This is a genomic window from Nostoc sp. 'Peltigera membranacea cyanobiont' 232, assembly GCF_002245985.1.
Taxonomy (GTDB): Bacteria; Cyanobacteriota; Cyanobacteriia; order Cyanobacteriales; family Nostocaceae; genus Nostoc.
Genome location: NZ_NOLK01000352.1, coordinates 1 through 2,123, shown reverse-complemented (window position 1 = coordinate 2,123; position 2,123 = coordinate 1). Strand labels below are relative to the sequence as shown.

Sequence of the window (2,123 nt, the reverse complement as noted above, 5' to 3'; positions counted from 1 at the left end):
CCCACATTCCGCACTTCATAATGTGGTACATAATCTTACATAATTCCCCTCTGATACGAGTAAATAAAAATACTCAGAAGCTTTAAGTAAGTCGATATGAAGAATAAACCTAGATTGTGAAGTACAAAGTTGGTAGAAAGCTGATAGATGCTTGGTTTCAGGTCTTTCACAAAACTAAGGATACATTGTTTTGTGATGGTGACTTATGCGCGATACCAGGGATGAGACAATCAAAAAAACTCAAAAATTTTGAGAAGTAAAAAATGTCTCCGATATCAGAAGCAAAAATTAAAAATATCGATCACCTAGGAATAGTAGCTGGGCTAATTGATGAAATAGGAATAGTTGAAATAATTAATGACAAATTAGGAATAGACCCTCGGGAAAAGATTACCGGGGGAATATTAGTGAAAGCGATTTTAATAAATGGATTAGGATTTGTCTCAAGACCTTTATATTTATTCAGTCAGTTTTTTGATGATAAGGGAATAGAAATATTATTGGGAGAAGATGTGGAAAGTGATTATCTCAATGATGATAAAATTGGAAGAGTCATGGATAAAATATATAAATATGGATTGAATAATCTGTTTATATAAATTGGATTATCAGTGATTAAGAAATTTAAAATAGATACAAAATATTCACATTTAGATGCCACATCATTTCATCTACATGGTGAATATAAAAGTGAAGGTAATCAGGAGAAAGAAGAAAAAATAACCAGAGAAAGACCAATAATTATAACCAAAGGATATTCTCGTGACCACAGACCAGATTTGAAGCAATGTGTTTTAGATTTAATTACGAGTAGTGATGGAGATATACCATTATTAATGAGAGCAGCAGATGGTAATGAAGCGGATAAAGCGGTATTTGGAAAAATCTTAGTGGAGTTTAAAAAGCAAATAAGTTTTGACAGCATTATGGTCTGTGATAGCGCATTATATAGCCAAGAGAATCTCAAATTAATTGAAAATTTAAAATGGATAAGTAGAGTACCGATGACAATTAAAAAAGCACAAGAGTTAGTTCAGTCTGTAGAGATAGAAGAGATAAATCTAGAAGAAATAGAGAGAAGAGCAGCCCTAAATTTAGGCGGATACAAGTGGAAATCAGAAATAGTAAGTTATGGTGGTATTCAACAAACTTGGCTAATAGTAGAAAGTCAAAAAAGAAAAGAGAGTGATTTAGACAAGCTAGATAAAAAGCTAAAGAAAGAAAAAGATAAAGTTGAAAAGCTGCTCAAAGAATTAAAAAAAGAAAATTTTGCCACTCCTGAACAAGCTCAATACAAGCTAAAAGCTACCAACAAAAAATTGAAATTATTTGAAATTAAAGAAGTTAAACTTATTGAAAGCAAATCTAAAGATAATAAGACTATTTATAAAATGTCAGGAGTGGGTCATGAAAAACCATCAGAGATAGAAATACAAAGAAAATCAGCCGGGAGATTTATTTTAGCAACAAATTTAGTTGACAATGAGAAGTTAGAACCATCAGAAATTTTGACAAATTATAAAAATCAACAGTCCTGTGAAAGAGGATTTAGATTTTTGAAAGATCCTTTATTCTTTGCTGATAGTTTCTTTGTGGAAAACCCTGAAAGAATAGAGACAATGTTATTTTTAATGTCTCTGTGCTTGTTAGTTTATAATCTCGGACAGAGGGAACTGAGAAATAGCTTAAAAAGAGCAAAAGTCGGCATTAAAAATCAACTAGGAAAGTTAACAGATCGTCCGACATTAAGATGGGTATTTCAATGTTTTCAAGGCATTCATATTTTGACTTTAGATAGTGTTAATCAAATTGTTAATTTAACAGAATCACGTCATTTTATTTTGAATTATCTGCCATCATCTTGCCAAAAATATTATCTGCTTTCTTAATCTAAACAACCTTTAGAGAGGGAATAAAAATTTATCAATATCCGAAGGAACAGTTATTTTTCCTGCAAATTTTAGTGCTTAAATAACCTATGAGTATAAGTCAAATCTTTTATGTTTGATTATTTCTCGTCCTTCATCATATTAATTCAGTATTATTTTCTTAATTATCCTGACTTTTCGCTTTTATCTTGACTGTAATCTTTTTATACTTCAAGTTGAAGTGCGGAATGTGGG

At 30.8% G+C, this 2,123-nt stretch carries 1 pseudogene; it reads left to right on the top strand.

Annotated elements, in window-relative coordinates:
* Positions 1-263: 263 nt before the first annotated feature.
* A pseudogene (locus tag CDG79_RS40215) lies at positions 264-1,889 on the top strand (IS1634 family transposase).
* The last annotated feature ends 234 nt before the right edge of the window (positions 1,890-2,123 follow it).